Origin of the sequence: Pedobacter polysacchareus, from assembly GCF_019802255.1 — a bacterium.
GTDB classification, from domain to species: domain Bacteria; phylum Bacteroidota; class Bacteroidia; order Sphingobacteriales; family Sphingobacteriaceae; genus Pedobacter; species Pedobacter polysacchareus.
The window spans coordinates 14,296-32,292 of sequence record NZ_JAHYSS010000005.1 but is presented as its reverse complement, the minus strand read 5'-3'; the positions used below and the strand labels follow the sequence as shown (position 1 = coordinate 32,292).

Below are 17,997 nucleotides of genomic sequence, written 5' to 3'. Positions count from 1 at the left end.
AAATGAACCTAAAAAACCTCTTTTTTAAACTGGCAGTCCTCCTTATTCTGGGAAGTTTCGGACAAAGCTATGCACAAAAGCAATCGGACATTAGATGGGCCAAAGATGGCAATTCCTATTACCAGATTAAGGAATCCGGTATTGTAGCCATTACCCTACCTAAAAATGAGGAAAAACTCATCCTGGATCCGAGTTTCTTATATGCCAATGCCAATAAAGGTCTAGGCGCCATTAAAGATTTTGAGATTTCTGCCGATGGGACTAAAATCCTGTTGTATACGAATAGCAAAAAAGTATGGAGGTATGAAACCCGAGGTGATTATTTCGTAGCTGATTTGAAAACAAAAGAAATGATTAAAATCGGTAAGGACCAGCCTGCATCTTCTTTGATGTTTGCCAAGTTCTCACCTGATGGAAATAAAGTGGCTTATGTAAGCAAGCACAACATCTACGTAGATGATTTGGCTACCCGCAGCACAAAAGCACTGACTACAGATGGTACAGACCGCATCATCAATGGTACATTCGACTGGGTGTATGAAGAAGAGTTTGACTGCAGGGATGGATTCAGATGGAGCCCTGACGGTACTACAATTGCTTATTGGCAATTAGATGCACGCAACATCAGAAACTTTTTGATGATCAACAATACCGATTCGATTTATTCCTTCAATGTACCGGTAGAATATCCTAAAGTAGGACAAAATCCATCGGCTTGTAAAGTGGGTATCGTAGACATTAATACCGCAGCCACCAAATGGCTGAGCGTTCCAGGTTCTGAGGTTCAGAATTACATCCCTAGAATGGACTGGATTCCTAACACCAATGAGGTGATCCTTCAGCAGCTGAATAGAGAACAAAATGAGAGCAAACTATTTGTTGCCAATGCACAATCTGGAGCAGTAAAAAACATTTATACCGAAACTGATAAAGCCTGGATCGACGTTGGTCAGGGATGGAATTGGGTAAATGATGGAAAAGAATTCCTATGGTCGAGTGAAAAAGACGGTTGGAGACATCAATACCGCATCAGTAAAGATGGGAAAAAAGAAACGCTGATCACAAAAGGCAATTTTGATGTGATCGAAACTGCTTTGGTGGATGAGAAAAACAACTGGTATTATTACATGGCCTCTCCAGACAATGCGACTCAGAAGTATTTATATAAAACCAAATTAAGTGGTGGCGGCAAACCAGAAATGGTGACGCCATCTATTCTTCCGGGAACGCACAATTATGAAATCTCTCCGAATGGAATGTTTGCACGCCACAGTTATGGAAGTGCAACTGTACCTACCATTACGGAATGGATGAAGCTGACTACTTTAAATCCTTTCACAATGGAAGGGAGCATCACCAACCAGCTGGGTAGAATCAGGGCGCAGAAAAATCCGGTAGAATTCTTTAAAGTAACGACTGAAGATGGCGTGACGATGGATGGCTGGATGAAAAAACCAGACAACTTTGACCGTACAAAAAAATACCCGGTAGTATTTTATGTCTATGGCGAACCTGCTTCACAAACTGTAACGGACACTTATGGTGCAGGACGTAATTTCTTGTACAATGGGGATATGGCAAAAGACGGGTACATTTATATTTCTGTAGAAAACCGTGGCGCACCTGCTCCAAAAGGCAGAGAATGGCGTAAAAGCATTTATAAATCTATTGGTACTCTAAACATCCGTGACCAGGCTATGGCTGCTAAGAAAATCCTGGAATGGAATTTTGTCGACAAAGACAGGGTTGCTGTTTGGGGATGGAGTGGTGGTGGATCATCCACCTTAAACCTGCTTTTTCAATATCCTGAGATTTACAAAACAGGTATCGCCATTGCAGCAGTAGCCAATCAGCTGACTTATGATAATGTATACCAGGAACGTTATATGGGTTCTCCTTTGAAAACTACAGAAGCGTATGTAAAAGGCTCACCGATCAGCTATGCGAAAAACCTCAAAGGCAATTTATTGTACATTCATGGTACAGGAGATGACAATGTGCATTACCAGAATGCCGAAATGTTAGTCAATGAGCTGATCAGATACGGTAAAATTTTTCAAATGATGTCTTATCCTAACCGTACGCACAGCATTAGTGAAGGAGATGGAACTTTCCAGCATTTATCGCTGACTTACACCGACTTTCTTAAGAAAAACTGTCCTCCGGGAGGAAAATAATTCATATAATCTAAAGGGTGGTCTGTAATTTACAGGCCATTTTTTTTTACTAAAACACCTTAATCGGGATAATATCGTTAATATGGCGCAAATTTTGATAAGGGTTGCACATCTCTGTTATAACACCTATTATCTGAACACATCGATACACATTAATGGATAACAAAGCTGAAAATCCAGCCATTTTACAAAAACAAGCCAAGCCACCTGGAAAGTTCACCAGGATGTTCCTGACACTTTATGACGTATGTCAGTTCGTCACGCGGTTTTTCAAAGAAGGATTTCTTCCTCCTTATGAAGGAAAAGAACTGATGCGCCAATGTTACGACATCGGATATCGCTCCCTGGCTTTAATCTCCCTAACCGGATTTATCACAGGAATTGTATTTACAAAGCAATCGAGACCCTCACTGGCAGAATTTGGTGCCACCTCATGGCTGCCTTCTTTAGTCGGCATTGCCTTACTCAGAACCCTTGCTCCCCTCCTGACCTCGCTCATTGCAGCAGGAAAAGTAGGCTCCAGTATTGGTGCAGAGCTGGGATCTATGCGCGTTACGGAACAAATAGATGCCATGGAAGTATCGGCCACCAACCCTTTTAAATTTTTAGTAACCACCAGGGTCCTTGCCTCCACCATCACCATTCCTATCCTTACTTTTTATACCGCAATGGTAGGTATGTTAGGTGCCCTGCTCAACGTTTCCTTATTCGAGGACACCAGTGCAAGAGCATTTTTCCAGGCTTCTTTAGAACAAATTACCTTTTTAGACATCACCGCATCTACCGTTAAAGCCATTATTTTTGGTTTTACCATTGGAATCGTAGGCTGTTATCAGGGTTATAATTCTTCCAAAGGAACTGAGGGCGTAGGTAAAGCGGCCAACTCCGCAGTAGTGATCGGGATGTTCCTCATCTTTATTGAAGAGGTGATTTCGGTACAATTTTTTGGTTTATTCAGGTCTTGATCTTATAAATAATGGAACAAAAGAAACCCACCAATATGGATCAGGAAAAGGTAATAGAGATCAAAGGACTGTACAAGTCTTTTGGCACCTACGACGTCCTTAAAGGCGTCGACCTGGATCTTTACAGAGGTGAAAACTTAGTGGTTCTTGGGAAATCAGGAACAGGAAAGTCAGTATTGATAAAAATTATTGTTGGCCTGCTGACTCCAGATGAAGGTGCCGTCAAGGTACTCGGCCAGATGGTGGATGAAATTAGTTACAAAGAGCTATTGGCCCTAAGGCTGAAAGTTGGTTTCTCTTTTCAAAACAGTGCGCTGTACGATAGTATGACCGTGAGGCAAAATCTGGAATTCCCTTTGGTGAGGAACCAGAGAAATCTGACAAAAGGAGAAGTGAACATTGCGGTAGAGCAGGTGCTTGATGCGGTGGGATTACTTCAAACCATCAATCAAATGCCATCGGAGCTTTCTGGTGGACAAAGAAAAAGGGTGGGCATTGCCAGAACATTGATCCTTCAACCGGAAGTGATGTTATATGATGAGCCTACCGCAGGATTAGATCCGATTACTTGTTTAGAGATCAATAGCCTGATCAATGAAGTACAGGAAAGATTCCATACCAGTTCTATCGTGATCACACACGACCTTACCTGCGCAAAAGCAGTAGGAAACCGGGTGGCCATGTTACTTGATGGCAAATTTGAACGTCAGGGAACTTTTGATGAGGTATTCAATACCAATGATGAACGGGTAAAACCATTTTACGATTATAATTTTATACAATAACAATATGCAGGTAACAGACACGCGTCGCAAAGTAACAGTAGGAGTATTCGTATTCCTTGGACTACTCATTTTTGTATTAGGAGTTTTTACGTTGGGAGGCCAGAAAAAGACATTTGTAAAAAGCTTTACTGTTGATGTTGTTTTTAATGATATCCAGGGCTTAAAGGCAGGGAACAATGTTTGGTTTTCAGGCGTAAAAGTCGGAACCATCAAAAAAATCCAGTTCTTTGGCACTTCACAGGTACAGGTGTTTTTAAGTATTGAAGAAGAAGCACATAAATACATTCATAAAGATGCCACCGCAACCATCAGTTCTGATGGATTGATTGGTAATAAAATCATTGTGGTAACTGGTGGTACGCCTAAATTTCCATTCGTAGAAGAAGGAGACCGCTTAAAAGCCAGCAATGCACTTTCTACGGATGACATTATGAAAACTTTCCAGGTGAACAATAAAAACCTGGTAGATGTCACTTCAGACTTTAAAATTCTTGCTAAAAATCTGGTAGAAGGAAAAGGTGCTGCAGGTGCTTTACTAGCAGATCAGCAGATTGCGGATAACTTTAAAGCGATTGTACAGAATTTAAAAGTGACTACAGAGGCAGCCAATAAAATGGCCTTAGACCTGAATACTTTCACCAGAAAGATGAATACTAAAGGTGGATTAGCAGATAAGATGCTGACCGATACCCTGGTATTCTCACAGTTACAGGCTTCAGTTAATGAGTTAAAGAAAACAGCAAGTTCTGCCGCAGCTTTAACAGATAACCTGAATAAAGCCAGCTCGAAATTAAACCAGAGTGACAACGCCGCTGGCCTGTTATTAAACGACCAGAAAGCAGCAGATCAAATCAGAGTGATCATGCAAAATCTGGAAGGCAGCAGCAAGAAACTGGATCAAAACATGGAAGCTTTACAACATAACTTTTTGTTGAGAGGTTTCTTCAAGAAAAAAGCGAAAGCAGAAGCTGAGGCCGCAAAAACGGCAGTACAACCTTAAATCAGGTTTCTAAAAATAAAAAGGCCTGTTCCTGTTGTTTTCAAACAGCTGGAGCAGGCCTTTTCTGTAACATGTAAATCTATTGTTTTGTAAAAGGCAAAACTATTGGACGCTTGTGTTGTTTTTATAGTGAAGCAATTAATCCTAAAATAAATACCACTATGGGCCTACTCAAATCTCTACTTATCGGTGCAGCAGTTTATGGGGCTGTAAAATATGCCACAAAAAAAGGCACCAACGGAAAATCCCTTGTCGACGAATTGACAGAACAGGCTCCGGAATGGCTGGATAAAGCGAAAGAATTTGGAAATGACCTGAAACAGCAATACCGTCAAACTACAGATCCTTATCAGGAATAAACAGCCTTAACTCTAAAAATCAACGAAATCCACTAATCAACACTAGTGGATTTTGCTTTTCCCAGCAGTTGGGTAATTCATTTCTCCGCTTGGGTTACCTATTTGGTCAGCTTGGGTGAAATTCAGCAATCGCCTCCCAGCTGTATTTATTATTTTTGTTCCAAAACCAGGCAAGCAATCGAGCTCCTCCTCTATTCCTCTAATATAAAGCGCATTTTATGTATTTTGCCGATTAAAATCATCACATAAGAAATATGCTGAAACCCCGCACAATTCTTTCTAAACCCTTAAACAGACACCTTCGTTTCATTACGATTCCTTTGATCTTTGTGGTGCTGAATTTATTGTCTTATTTTCTCAATCCCTACAGCCCTTATTACCAGCTCTATTTTGAGAGACCTACCCTGGAAATCATTACAGACGCAAGTTTAACGCTACTGTTCTGTGTATTGATTTTTGAACTGAGTGTATTCAATTCTTCCATGCTGGATAAAGTAATTCCATGGACAGAGCGTCCATTCATGCGCTTCAGTATCCAACTCCTCACCCAAATCGTATTTGTCATCATTTTGATGGTTCTCTTGTATTATATCGGATCATTAGTCTACACGTATAAAGAAAAACCAACTTTTGAAGAGGAACTGAACAGCATTCAATTCGTCTATGTATGTGTGATTATGGGGATCCTGATCAGTGCTGTAACTACCGGAAACTTCCTTTTACAAAAGTGGACGGCCACCATGATGGAGGCCACAGAACTGAAATTAAAAACCGCAGAATTCAAAGAAATAGCCATGCAGGCAGAGCTTCAATCCCTAAAGCTGCAGCTTGATCCTCATTTCATGTTCAACAACTTCAGTACACTTTCGGAACTGATTTCTGAAGATCAGTTAAAAGCAGAGGTTTTCCTGAGAAACTTATCGAGGGTGTATCGGTATATGATTGCCAATCTTAAAAAAGACATCGTTTCCCTGGAAGAAGAGCTCAAATTTGTAGATGCTTATTTATACCTCATCAGGATCCGCTATGGAGAAAATGTGATTGTCTCCGTAGACATTAACAATGACGATGACCGCGGTATACCTCCCATCACCTTACAGCTGCTGATTGAAAATGCGATCAAACACAATGCAGCCACAAAAAGCAGTCCGCTGCTCATAGAAATTTACAATACCGATTCCCATATTGTGGTGAGCAATAACCTGCAGAGAATTAAACTTTCCATTCCTTCAGCCCGTATCGGCTTACAAAATATACGAAGCAGGTATGCCTTACTGTCGGAAGACCTACCTTACATTTTAGAGAATGAAGAGTCTTTTGCCGTTTACTTACCTTTACTTCCATTATAGTACCTGAAATATGAATATTCTAATCATCGAAGACGAAAAACCCAATGCCAACAGACTCATTAAATTACTGGCGGAATTGAGAGAAGACGTGCATATTATGGGCGTATTGGGCAGTGTAGAAGAAAGCGTAAATTTCCTGACCCAACATCCGCATCCTGATTTAATTCTGATGGACATCAGATTGGGAGATGGTTTATGCTTTGAAATCTTCCCGAAAGTAGAGCTTCACTGCCCGGTCATTTTCACGACGGCTTACGACGAATATGCGCTTCGTGCCTTTAAAATTTACAGCCTTGCCTATTTGCTTAAGCCCGTAGAAAAGGCCGAGCTAAAGGAAGCTTTGAGTATGTACGATCATATTATACAGGAAACTAATCCCAATAAAGCATTGGATCAATTGGTAGATTACATCAAATCAAAATCTGTAATATACCGGTCCAGATTCCTTTTACCTTATAAAGATGGTTACAAAACCATTCTTGTTTCTTCCATTGATTACATTTATTCTGAACATAAAATCACACACCTGGTATTGGACGACCAGACAGATCTGATTGTACCCTTCACGATGGATGAACTGGAAGATCAGTTAGATCCGGTTTGCTTTTTCCGCGCCAACCGTCAGCACATGATTCACATCAACAGCATCTACTCCATCCATAACTATTTCAATGGCAAACTAAAAGTCATTCTGAAAAACCCGCTTGCCGGTGAAATCATCATTAGCAAAGAAAAGTCCGGACAGTTTAAGGCCTGGCTCGACCGATAATTTCGGTTATTGATTTTCTACGTTTCAGCGACTAATATATCCATTTCGGTCAAGTAATGGAATTTTCGCGCGGGATACATTTTATGTTTGCAGACATTTTAAATAAACATAAATTATAAAAGAGATGTTTTTCCCCACAAACCTTAGAAACAATACCCGATATTTCTTGCTATTGTCCCTTCTTTTCCCTGCGTTGTTTTTAAGCAGTTGCGGATCGAAAGCCGGACAGGAACAAGCCGGCGGAACTCCGCCTCCAGCACCGGAAATCCCGGTGATTGCTGTGCTGGAGCAATCTGCGGTTACCTTCAATGAATATAGTGCTGCCATTGAAGGCAGGGTAAATGTAGACATTCGGCCGCAGGTAGACGGTTACCTGGACAAAATCTTTGTGGATGAAGGTGCCTATGTAAAAGCGGGTCAGCCTTTGTTCAAAATCAACGATCGTGTGTATCAGGAACAACTAAATACTGCCAATGCAGCTATGGAAGCCGCAAAAGCGACTTTACGTACTGCTCAGATTGAAGTGAATAAAATCAAACCTTTAGTGCAGAATAAGGTCGTTTCTGAAGTACAATTGAGTACCGCAGAAGCGAATTACAATCAGGCACAGGCCGCAGTATCACAAGCAAAATCCAGCATCGCTTCGGCAAAGATCAATATCGGTTTCACACTGATTAAAGCCCCGATTTCTGGCTTCATCGGTAAAATCCCAAAAAGAGTGGGTAACCTCATCAGCAAAGGCGATCCGGAACCCATGACTACCCTTTCCGACACGAAAGAGGTGTATGCTTATTTCTCCATGAGTGAACCTGCGTTTCTTCAGTTTAATGCACAGATTAAAGGAGCTAACATGACGGAGAAGCTGAAAAAACTTCCTCCGGTTACTTTAGTACTCGCCGATGGCACTACTTATCCTGAAAAAGGAAGAATTCAACTGGTAGATGGTCAGTTCGACAAAAATACCGGATCGATCAGTCTGAGGGCAATGTTCCCGAATCCTCAAGGATTACTCCGTTCCGGAAATACCGGAAAAATCCGTTTGGAAGAACAGCATGAACAAGTAGTGATGGTGCCTAAAGCCGCTACAATGGACGTTCAGGATAAGATCTTTGTCTACCTGGTAGGAAAAGGAAATAAGTTAGAACGCAGAGCGCTCCATATTTCTGGCAAAAGCGGCAACAATTACCTGGTTAAAGATGGCCTTAAAAAAGGAGAAACCATTGTGTATTCAGGACTGGATGGTTTAACGGAAGAGGCGGAGATTAAGCCAAAACCATTAAATGCCGATAGCGTTTACCGCGCTCAATAATTTACCACATTAATATAAAAACCACATGTTACAATCTATTATAAGAAGGCCGGTATTGGCAACGGTGATCTCTGTCCTCCTGGTACTCCTGGGGATAGTAGGCCTTACCCGTTTGCCGATTACCCAGTTTCCCGACATTGCCCCGCCTACCATTTTCGTATCGGGTGTATACCCTGGAGGAAACTCTGAGGCGGTCATCCGTTCTGTCATCACCCCGCTGGAAGAATCCATCAATGGGGTAGAAAACATGGATTACATGAAATCTTCCGCCAGTAATGACGGTTCCTTTTCAGTATCCATTGTGTTTAAACAAGGTACAGACCCAGATCAGGCGGCAGTAAACGTACAAAACCGCGTAGCCCAGATCAACAGTCAGATGCCACCAGAAGTATTGCAGGCAGGGATCAGTACCTCCAAACAGCAAAACAGTAATGTGATGTACTTCAACATTTATAGTGAAGACCGCGCAAAATATGATGAGAAATTCCTGCAAAATTACATCAAGATCAACCTTGTTCCTGAGCTAAAAAGGATCCAGGGTGTGGGTCAGGTACAGATGTTCGGTTCCAAAGATTACTCGATGCGCGTCTGGTTAAATCCGCAGAAAATGGCGGCCAACAATCTAACGCCAAGAGAGGTTACGGAAGCGATTTCAGATCAGAGTTTAGAGACTGCTCCGGGAAAATTCGGAGAAGAATCCAAAGAAGCAATTGAATATGTCGTAAAATACAAAGGGAAGTTAAACTTACCCGAGCAATACGAAGATCTGATCATCAAATCTACTGCTGATGGTGGTGTACTCCGCTTAAAGGACGTAGCGAGGATCGAGTTTGGTGCTGCCAGTTATTCCAGTGACACAAAAATGGATGGCATGGACGCGGTTACATTGGGTATTTTACAAGCCAGTGGCTCCAATGCGAATGAAATTGAAATTGCAGTCCGTAAATCTTTGATTAAAGCAGCGAAGGATTTTCCGAAAGGCATCAAGTATGAAATCATTCAAAGTACAAAAGAAAGACTGGACGAATCCATCAGCCAGGTAAAAACGACCTTGATTGAGGCTTTTATCCTCGTATTTATTGTGGTATTCATTTTCCTGCAGGATTTCAGGTCTACCCTGATCCCGGCGATTGCCGTTCCGGTAGCGATTATTGGTACATTTTTCTTTTTGCAACTGATCGGTTTTACCGTAAACGTACTGACCTTATTTGCATTGGTACTGGCCATCGGTATTGTAGTCGATGATGCGATCGTAGTAGTGGAGGCCGTCCATGCGAAAATGGAAGGCTCCGATTTAACTGCCCGCGAAGCCACCTATTCCGCTATGAGTGAAATTACGGGAGCGATTGTATCGATTACCCTGGTGATGGCGGCAGTATTCCTCCCTATTGGCTTCATGGAAGGTTCTTCAGGGATTTTCTATAAGCAATTTGCCTTTACACTGGCCATTGCGATTCTGATTTCTGCGGTAAATGCATTGACCTTAAGTCCGGCATTGTGTGCCTTGTTCTTAAAGAATCCGCATGCTGAAAAAGAAGGAAAGAAAACAGGTTTTTCTCAGCGTTTTTTCCAGGCTTTCAACACCTCATTTGACCGAATGACGGCAAAGTACATTGGCAGCCTGAAATGGCTGATCAGGTTCAAATGGGTAAGTTTAGGTGGATTGGCTCTAGTGACCGGAATTACCCTTTGGATGCTAAATACAACGCCTAAAGGATTCGTGCCTATGGAGGACGATAGTTTCATGATTTACTCCTTAACGATGCCTTCCGGTACTGGTTTAGACCGCACCACCAAGTTCATTAAAAAGGTAGACTCTACCTTCAAAAGCTTTGAATCGGTAAAAACTACCACCAGTGTATCTGGATTTAACATCATGAGCAACTCTGCGAGTCCGGCGTATGGACTCGGCTTTGTGAAGCTGAAAGCACCAAAAGAAAGAGGTGAAGTACAGGATATGGACGCAGTATTAGGCATGGTCAATGCAAAAATGGCCACCCTGAAAGAAGGAACAGTGAGTGTATTCCGTATGCCTCCGGTTGCCGGATACGGTGCCATTGGTGGTGTCGAATTCGTATTGCAGGACCGTACAGGCGGCGACCTGCAGAAATTCAGCCAGGTGGCCAACAAGATTGTCGGCGAATTATTTGGTGTGGATGGCGTGGCTGTCGCATTTACCACCTTCAAAGCGGATTACCCGCAATTTGAGCTGGAAGTGAACGACCAAAAAGCCAAACAGTTGGGCGTAAGCGTAAGAGATTTACTGAGCACTATACAAGTATATTACGGTGGCGCTCAGGCTTCAGATTTCAACCGTTTCGGTAAATACTACCGTGTCAATGTGAAAGCAGACGGCATTTACAGAACGGATAAAGAATCACTGAACATGGTGTTTGTGAAGAATGCCAAAGGTGATATGGTACCTGCAAGTGAGCTGGTATCCGTAAGAAAAGTATATGGGCCAGAGTCTGTAGACCGTTATAACCTGTTCAATTCCATCACCATCAATGCGATTGCCAAACCTGGAGTGAGCAATGGAAAGATCATGGATGAAGTAGAGAAATTACTGGCTGAAAAACTGCCAAACGGCTATAGTTATGAGTGGAACGGCCTTTCCAGAGAAGAGAAATCTTCTGGATCGCAAACCGTATTCATCCTTGCCTTGAGCTTATTGTTTGTATACTTCTTGCTGGCTGCCCAATATGAGAGTTATATCCTACCATTAGCAGTGATGTTATCCATCCCTACTGGTCTACTAGGGGTATTTATTGCCATTAAGATAGCTGGTATCGACAACAATATTTATGTACAGATCGGATTGATCATGCTGATTGGTTTATTGGCTAAAAATGCGATTCTGATCATTGAGTTTGCTTTACAGCGCCGAAAAGAAGGTATGGAACTGATCCCAGCCGCATTAGAAGGATCAAGGCTGCGTTTAAGACCGATCCTGATGACTTCCCTGGCCTTCATTGCGGGTATGATCCCATTGATGATTGCTACTGGAGGATCAGCAATGGGTAACCGCTCGATCAGTACTGGTGCTGCCGGTGGGATGCTTGCAGGAGTAATTCTGGGACTGTTTATCATTCCAGTACTCTTCGTGGTATTCCAGTCTTTACAGGAAAAAATAACCGGGAAACCGGGAATAGAAACCGACCCACAGGTCAAATCTCATTAATCATGAATTACCCTAATAAATTATATACCTGCGCTGCCCTTGCCATCCTGATTACAGGATGCAAGGTGGGCAAGGAATATGTGCGCCCAGCTGCTACATTACCAGCGGAATACCGTGCTGCGCAGCAGTCTGCGGATTCCAGTAGCGCAGCTACATTGAGCACAAAAGCCTTCTTTAACGACGATGCTTTACAGCAGCTGATTGACAGTGCCAACACTAAAAATTATGACCTGCTGATCGCGATGAAAAATATCGAAGAAGCCGACCAAAGTTTGCGGGAAGCAAAAGTCAATTTCTTACCAGAAATGGGTTTAAACATCCAGGCCAATACCAACAGGCCGTCAAAAAACAGCCTGAATGGCTTAAGTATGGGACAGTTTTTTAGTTCGAGTACCATTCAGGACTATAATGCCGCATTAAACGTATCATGGGAAATTGGGCTATGGGGAAAACTAAGCCGCATGAAAGGTAAAGCACTTTCCGAATACCTTCAAACACAGGAAGCCTCCAAATTGATCCGCAGCAAACTGGTTTCCAGCGTGGCTACGGGATATTACAACCTCCTGATGCTGGACGAACAATTGCGCATTGCCCGCCGTACAGTTGCTTTAAATGACAGCACTTTACAAATGACAAAACTGCAATGGTATGCCGGTTTAACCACCATCCTTGCTGTTCAACAGGCGGAAGCACAAAAACTCAGTTCTGAGCAATTGGTACCGACCCTACAACAAGGCATCAGCATTCAGGAAAATGCCTTAAGTCAGCTGACAGGGACACTCCCAGGATCAGTTTACCGCGTAAAAAAACTGAATGAAATTAGTCCGGCAGTTCAAATTCCTACCGGTTATCCGGTGGCATTACTGAACAACCGTGCAGATGTAAAGGCCAGCGAGTATGCCTTACGTACCGCCAATGAATCAGTTGGAATTGCACAAGCCAGCATGTATCCTGCCTTAAATATTACCGCTCAAGGTGGCCTGAATTCCTTTAAAGCCAGCAACTGGTTTAACATTCCGGGTTCACTGTTTGGGATGGTTGCCGGATCTGTTACCCAGCCAATTTTTCAGCGCCGACTGTTAAAAACCAAGTTTGAAATCGCCAAATTAGAAAGGGAAAAATCGGTGTTACAGTTCAGACAAACTGTGCTTTTAGCGGTGACCGAAGTTGCTGATGCTTTAACAAAATCAACCCGATTAAAAGAGCAGCTGGTATCGGCAGAGCATCGTGTAAGTACCTTGCGTTCGGCCATTAAAAATGCGGATATGCTGTATAAAAGCGGCATGGCTACTTATCTGGAAGTAATTCTTGCCCAGGGAAGTCTGCTGCAAAGCGAATTGGAACTGAGCGATCTGAAACGCCAGCGACTGGCTGCTGATGTGGAACTTTACACGGCATTAGGTGGTGGAATCAACCCATAGCTTAGCCCTCGTCTATCCATCGTTTACTACACAAAAATTGAATAACCGGACTGCGATGCATTTAAAGCGTCGCAGTTTTTTTATTGATATCAAAAATGCTATTTGAAGTAAATTTCAAAGGTCGTTCCCGTACCAAACTCACTGCTTACCGTCACCTTTCCTCCCATGGCATCGATCTGGTTTTTAGAGATAAATAGCCCCACTCCTCTTGAATCTGCATTTCCATTAAAGGTTTTATACATTCCGAACAACTCCGCACCATGCTTTTCCAGGTCCATTCCAATCCCATTATCTTTGATTTTCAGTACCACTTGCCCCTCCTGCTGACAAGTCAGCTCAATTAGAGGTGGCCGTTCCGGGTGGCTGTATCTAATGGCATTAAAAATGAAATTGAGCAAAATACTTTCCAGATAAGCAGGGTTATAATTCACCAATACCGTTTGCGGTACTTGATTCAGGATACAGGCTTTTTTCAGCACAATCTGATCGTGCAGTACACTCAGCGTCCTATTGATGTATTCATAAAGCACTAAAGGTTCTACAATGACATTGATGTTTGTTTGGATATTGACGACCTTATTTAAATTCAGTAATGTTTCATTCAAAGAATTCGACACTGTTTTCAATAAAGCGACCATTTCATTTCTCTCTTCATTAGAGGTCGCTGATTCAATCAGGGCAGAAATAGATTGAATGTTGCTGGTATGAGAACGGAGGTTATGAGACACGATATAAGAGAAATTCAGCAACCTTTTATTCTGCTCATTGACCAGGTCAAAAGAGTGGTTTAAATCTCTCTCCGCTTGTTTATTCTTGGTGATGTCAATCATAATTCCCCTCAGCATCACCACCTTTCCATCGGAGGTCACCACATTCACAATGTCTCTCAACCAGACAATACTACCATCCTTGGCGATCATACGGTATTCAAAATCATGCTGCTCCAGTTTATCCGCAAAGGAATAACAATAATGGAGGCGGTATTGCCTGTCGTCCGGATGGATATGGTCTACCCAGAAGGTTGGCGAAGCCAGCCACTCCTCACTCGTATAGCCCAAAATATCTTTCGACTTTTCACTGATAAAAGCGAATTCAAAGGTAAAAGGATTGGCTTCCCAAACGATTCCATCAATGGTATTGATCAGCGATTCGATGCGCTGCCTGTACTCAACCGCAATGCGCTCAGCCTCCATTCTTGCCGTCACATCTTCTACAATTGCAATATGACTAGTTGGTTTTGTTCCCGGCAGCCATAATGGTGTGATCATCAGGTTTGCCCAAACCACTGTTCCATCTTTATGTAAATACCTTTTCAGGAGTTCAAATTCAGAGATTTCACCGCTTTCCATTCGCTCAAAATGGTTGAGGCCGCTGTCCAGATCATCAGGGTGACTCAGGGTATGAAAATGCTTCATTACTAATTCTTCAGCTGAATATCCAAGGATTTTACAGAGCCTTGAATTGACATGAAGTAAGGCACCCGTATTAGAATCAATCTCCATAATTCCAATCGCTGCCTGATCAAATATCGTTTTGAATTTTAGTTCATTTTCCAGTAATTTATCGGCCTGTTCGTGTACCAGCCGTTCCAATTCAGCAGGTCTTTTAAATACCATGGAGACAAGAAAACCACTAAGTCCGGCAAGAAAAACAGCGAATATAGTGGGGAATATGATTTTCAGGTAAGGTTTGTAGCTAGGAATGCTCCTCATATACAATTTCCAGTTGCCATCAGAAAAAGTGACACTTTCCTCCACTGCATCAGCTGTAGTTTTAATTTTCGGCATAAAGAACTCTTCTTTACCAGTTACCGGATTAACCTTCGACAGCTGAAAGGCATAGCGATTATCAGCTACGCCCTTTACTCCTGCCTCCTTTAAAAAGGTATCCAGCTTAATTACGACAGCAGAAAATCCCCAAAACTTGTTGTTAAAAAACAAAGGCATTCGTCCAACAATCCCCAATCCTCCTTGTTTGAGCTTTAAAGGACCAGCAAAATACATCTTTCGATCCGCTATAGCTTTCTTGGCTTCTTCGCTAATTTCTTTAGAGAATTTAAGAATATTGAGATTGAGCGCTGCTTGATTCCCTTTTAAAGGATAAATGTATTTAATAATCCCATCTGGCACCATCTCTACTGCCTGTAAATTGGGATTAGAATTGATCAGCTGTGCGGCAACGGCTTCGAAATTCTTAGGTACTCCATCTGTGTTGATCGTTAAACCCAGCGTCAAAGCTGCAGTATAGCTGTTTTTGAGCGACTGGTCTACGTTGTACCTCACCACCTCTAGAACACGGTTCATCTCCATCCTCTGGTCGTCTTTAACCATCTGATATCGTTGATTAGATACATAGAGGATCAAAGAGATCAGTAGCAAGGAAATTACCGCACCGGTAATTTTGGGTTTTTTAAATAAGATATTGGTACTGGAAGATAGTTTTTTCTCTAAGTTCATTTTGTTGCCATGCGGAGCCTAAATGTAATATTTAATTTTTACTTTTATCTATGATCATTTCTCTGGCAAACGCACAAATTTCTGCTACTTTCTCCACTAAAGGCGGAGAATTACAACGTTTAGAAAACAAGGAAACTGCCTTGGAATACTTATGGACTGGAGATGCCAATTTCTGGGGAAAGTTTAGTCCGATTTTATTTCCCATTGTTGGAGGACTAAAGGAAGATACTTACTTTTTTGAGGGAAAGTCCTATCAGCTGCCCAGGCATGGTTTTGCCAGGGACCGGGAGTTTGAGGCCCATCAAATTAGCTCGGAAGAAGTGTTGTTCCTGCTGAAAGAAGATGAGGAAAGCCTGAAAATATATCCTTTTAAATTTCAGCTGGGTCTGCGTTACCGATTAACTGGAAATACTCTGAGCTGTAGTTATGAGGTGTTCAACAGCGGAAACAAGGATTTGTGGTTTTCTATTGGCGGTCACCCGGCCTTCCGTATACCACTTCAATCTGGCTTAAGTTATGACGATTATTACCTGGAATTTAATGAGGATACGCAATTGAATGTACATCAGGTCACGAATAACCTGATTGAAGAAGAAACTCTCCCTATTCATTTAGTGGGAGGAAAGCTGCCTTTAACGCATCAATTGTTCTATCAGGATGCCCTGGTATTGAAAGATCTGAAAAGTAATCAGATCAGTTTAAAAAGTCTAAAAGACAAGCATGGACTGGATTTTCATTTCGATGGCTTCCCATTTTTCGGCATCTGGGCAGCTAAAGATGCTGATTTTGTATGTCTGGAGCCTTGGTGCGGCATTGCTGATGGCGTTGATCACGATCAGGAGTTCAGTAATAAAGAAGGGATCGTTCAGCTCGCGCCTGGAAAAGAGTGGTCCAGATATTGGGAAGTGACCTGTTTCTAAGACTAGCTATTCCTGCCTGGTAGTTCTACAATAAATTTACAGCCTTTATCTTTGCCTTCGCTTTCTGCGCGAATGGTTCCATTATGTGCTTCCACCAATACTTTTACAATGGATAGCCCAAGGCCGGTTGAGTTTTCGCCAGCAGTTGGCTGCGCGCTTAAACGGGTAAAACGCTGGTATAATTTACTTTTATCTTCCTGAGTAAGGCCTAATCCCTGATCTTCCACTTCAATCGATACCATGCCCGATCGCTCTTTCACACGAATAAAGATCTGTTTATCTGCTGGGGAATATTTAATGGCATTGTTGATCAGGTTGTCTACAATTTCCGTCAGCTTCCCTTCATCAGCATTGACATACAGGTCTTTTTCATAACTGAAATGTAGGGTTTGATTTTTTCTCTCTGCCAGGGGCTGGTTCATAGAAACCACATTACTCACCAAAAAGGAGACATTTACTTTGATTAACATCAAATGGATCTTTCCTGCCTCCATACTCCCAACCTGCAGGAGTTCATCAATGATGCGCACCATATTGAGGCTGGCGATTTTTATCTGATCACAAAGTGTATCCACCATTTCAGGATTGCTTTTCTTCATCTTGATCAGATCCGCACGTACAGGAATCGTTGTTAATGGATTCTTAAGGTCATGGGCTGTTGTATTTAAGATCTGGTTGTGCTGAGCCATACTCACTCTGGAGGCCAGCCGCAATTCGATCTGATCCATCACAATGTCTCTTAAATCTCTAAGGATCTGCTCCTCTTCTTCGCTCAATGTTCTTGCCGCCTTATCAATCACGCAAAAAGTCCCAAGATTGAAGCCATCACGGGTACGAAGTGGTACAGCAGCATAAAACCTCAATCCAAAACTACCTGCTACCAATGGGTTGGATAGCGTTCTGGGATCTACGGATGCGTCTTCTACAAGGTACAGGTCATCAGAAAAGATCACGGAAGCACAAAGTCCTTCATCTCTGTCAATCTGCTGTGCATCAATTCCGTACTTAGATTTGAACCAGATGCGATCGGTATCTACGAGACTCACAATCGCAATCGGTACTTTTAAAAGGCTGGCGGCAAGCTTGGTCAGCTTGTCAAATGAACCATCTGGTGGTGTATCAAGAATACTGTACCTTTTTAAAGCTTTTATTCTTTCTTCTTCTAATGTTGCAGTATCCAGATCTAGTTGAGTCGCCATTGAGATTACCATTAAGAATCATAAAGTTAGTAATGTTTCTAGCAGAAAACAAATTACGATCATTTATATACGAACAATAGGACACAAGATAAAGTTTTACTCCTTTA

The 17,997-nt window shown here is 42.2% G+C and carries 13 protein-coding genes; 11 read left to right on the top strand and 2 right to left on the bottom strand.

From position 1 onward, the window contains the following. The first annotated feature begins 2 nt into the window (after nt 1-2). The 10 genes from K7X70_RS14825 to K7X70_RS14780 all read left to right on the top strand — a co-directional run bounded on the left by K7X70_RS14825 (nt 3) and on the right by K7X70_RS14780 (nt 13,315). Nucleotides 3-2,177 (top strand): S9 family peptidase, encoded by a 2,175-nt coding sequence (locus K7X70_RS14825; protein WP_222537791.1) that lies wholly within the window; start codon nt 3-5, stop codon nt 2,175-2,177. A 155-nt stretch (nt 2,178-2,332) separates the two neighbouring features. After that, nucleotides 2,333-3,142: an MlaE family ABC transporter permease gene (locus K7X70_RS14820; protein WP_222537790.1), complete on the top strand. Its 810-nt coding sequence runs from the start codon at nt 2,333-2,335 to the stop codon at nt 3,140-3,142. A gap of 11 nt (nt 3,143-3,153) precedes the next feature. Then, nucleotides 3,154-3,927 carry an ABC transporter ATP-binding protein gene (locus tag K7X70_RS14815; protein ID WP_222537789.1) on the top strand — a complete coding sequence of 258 codons (774 nt, stop codon included), beginning with the start codon at nt 3,154-3,156 and terminating at the stop codon, nt 3,925-3,927. A 4-nt stretch (nt 3,928-3,931) separates the two neighbouring features. Next, nucleotides 3,932-4,927 carry an MlaD family protein gene (locus K7X70_RS14810; RefSeq protein ID WP_222537788.1) on the top strand — a complete coding sequence of 332 codons (996 nt, stop codon included), beginning with the start codon at nt 3,932-3,934 and terminating at the stop codon, nt 4,925-4,927. Between the two features lie 161 nt (nt 4,928-5,088). Then, complete coding sequence (locus K7X70_RS14805) at nt 5,089-5,286, top strand: YtxH domain-containing protein (RefSeq protein WP_062547638.1); 198 nt, start codon at nt 5,089-5,091, stop codon at nt 5,284-5,286. A gap of 254 nt (nt 5,287-5,540) precedes the next feature. After that, on the top strand, nt 5,541-6,635 hold the full coding sequence (locus K7X70_RS14800) for a sensor histidine kinase (RefSeq protein WP_222537787.1): 1,095 nt from the start codon (nt 5,541-5,543) through the stop codon (nt 6,633-6,635). 10 nt (nt 6,636-6,645) lie between these two features. Next, nucleotides 6,646-7,404, top strand: a complete 759-nt coding sequence (locus K7X70_RS14795) for a LytR/AlgR family response regulator transcription factor (RefSeq protein WP_222537786.1) — start codon at nt 6,646-6,648, stop codon at nt 7,402-7,404. 124 nt (nt 7,405-7,528) lie between these two features. Beyond that, a complete protein-coding gene (locus tag K7X70_RS14790; protein ID WP_222537785.1) occupies nt 7,529-8,713 on the top strand; it encodes an efflux RND transporter periplasmic adaptor subunit in 1,185 nt (394 codons plus the stop codon). Between the two features lie 25 nt (nt 8,714-8,738). Next, entirely contained in the window at nt 8,739-11,894 is a 3,156-nt protein-coding gene (locus K7X70_RS14785; protein WP_222537784.1) for an efflux RND transporter permease subunit, read from the top strand. Between the two features lie 2 nt (nt 11,895-11,896). Further along, nucleotides 11,897-13,315: an efflux transporter outer membrane subunit gene (locus tag K7X70_RS14780; RefSeq protein WP_222537783.1), complete on the top strand. Its 1,419-nt coding sequence runs from the start codon at nt 11,897-11,899 to the stop codon at nt 13,313-13,315. Between the two features lie 98 nt (nt 13,316-13,413). Here the strand turns inward: K7X70_RS14780 and K7X70_RS14775 are convergent, their stop codons facing one another. Continuing rightward, a complete protein-coding gene (locus tag K7X70_RS14775) occupies nt 13,414-15,771 on the bottom strand; it encodes a sensor histidine kinase (protein WP_222537782.1) in 2,358 nt (785 codons plus the stop codon). Nucleotides 15,772-15,821: 50 nt separating this feature from the next. On the opposite strand from K7X70_RS14775, the gene K7X70_RS14770 reads away from it, so the two are divergent. Continuing rightward, entirely contained in the window at nt 15,822-16,691 is an 870-nt protein-coding gene (locus K7X70_RS14770; protein WP_255607285.1) for an aldose 1-epimerase family protein, read from the top strand. Between the two features lie 2 nt (nt 16,692-16,693). Here K7X70_RS14770 and K7X70_RS14765 read toward each other — a convergent pair whose 3' ends face one another. Then, complete coding sequence (locus K7X70_RS14765) at nt 16,694-17,890, bottom strand: GAF domain-containing sensor histidine kinase (RefSeq protein ID WP_222537781.1); 1,197 nt, start codon at nt 17,888-17,890, stop codon at nt 16,694-16,696. Between the last annotated feature and the right edge of the window lie 107 nt (nt 17,891-17,997).

Bases quoted from the DNA above. Each gene is read 5' to 3' on its own strand.
- K7X70_RS14810 (WP_222537788.1), top strand. From the start codon at position 3,932: ATGCAGGTAACAGACACGCGTCGCAAAGTAACAGTAGGAGTATTCGTA.
- K7X70_RS14790 (WP_222537785.1), top strand. From the start codon at position 7,529: ATGTTTTTCCCCACAAACCTTAGAAACAATACCCGATATTTCTTGCTA.
- K7X70_RS14795 (WP_222537786.1), top strand. From the start codon at position 6,646: ATGAATATTCTAATCATCGAAGACGAAAAACCCAATGCCAACAGACTC.
- K7X70_RS14780 (WP_222537783.1), top strand. From the start codon at position 11,897: ATGAATTACCCTAATAAATTATATACCTGCGCTGCCCTTGCCATCCTG.
- K7X70_RS14815 (WP_222537789.1), top strand. From the start codon at position 3,154: ATGGAACAAAAGAAACCCACCAATATGGATCAGGAAAAGGTAATAGAG.
- K7X70_RS14775 (WP_222537782.1), bottom strand. From the start codon at position 15,771: ATGAACTTAGAGAAAAAACTATCTTCCAGTACCAATATCTTATTTAAA.
- K7X70_RS14765 (WP_222537781.1), bottom strand. From the start codon at position 17,890: ATGGCGACTCAACTAGATCTGGATACTGCAACATTAGAAGAAGAAAGA.
- K7X70_RS14785 (WP_222537784.1), top strand. From the start codon at position 8,739: ATGTTACAATCTATTATAAGAAGGCCGGTATTGGCAACGGTGATCTCT.
- K7X70_RS14770 (WP_255607285.1), top strand. From the start codon at position 15,822: ATGATCATTTCTCTGGCAAACGCACAAATTTCTGCTACTTTCTCCACT.
- K7X70_RS14825 (WP_222537791.1), top strand. From the start codon at position 3: ATGAACCTAAAAAACCTCTTTTTTAAACTGGCAGTCCTCCTTATTCTG.
- K7X70_RS14805 (WP_062547638.1), top strand. From the start codon at position 5,089: ATGGGCCTACTCAAATCTCTACTTATCGGTGCAGCAGTTTATGGGGCT.
- K7X70_RS14820 (WP_222537790.1), top strand. From the start codon at position 2,333: ATGGATAACAAAGCTGAAAATCCAGCCATTTTACAAAAACAAGCCAAG.
- K7X70_RS14800 (WP_222537787.1), top strand. From the start codon at position 5,541: ATGCTGAAACCCCGCACAATTCTTTCTAAACCCTTAAACAGACACCTT.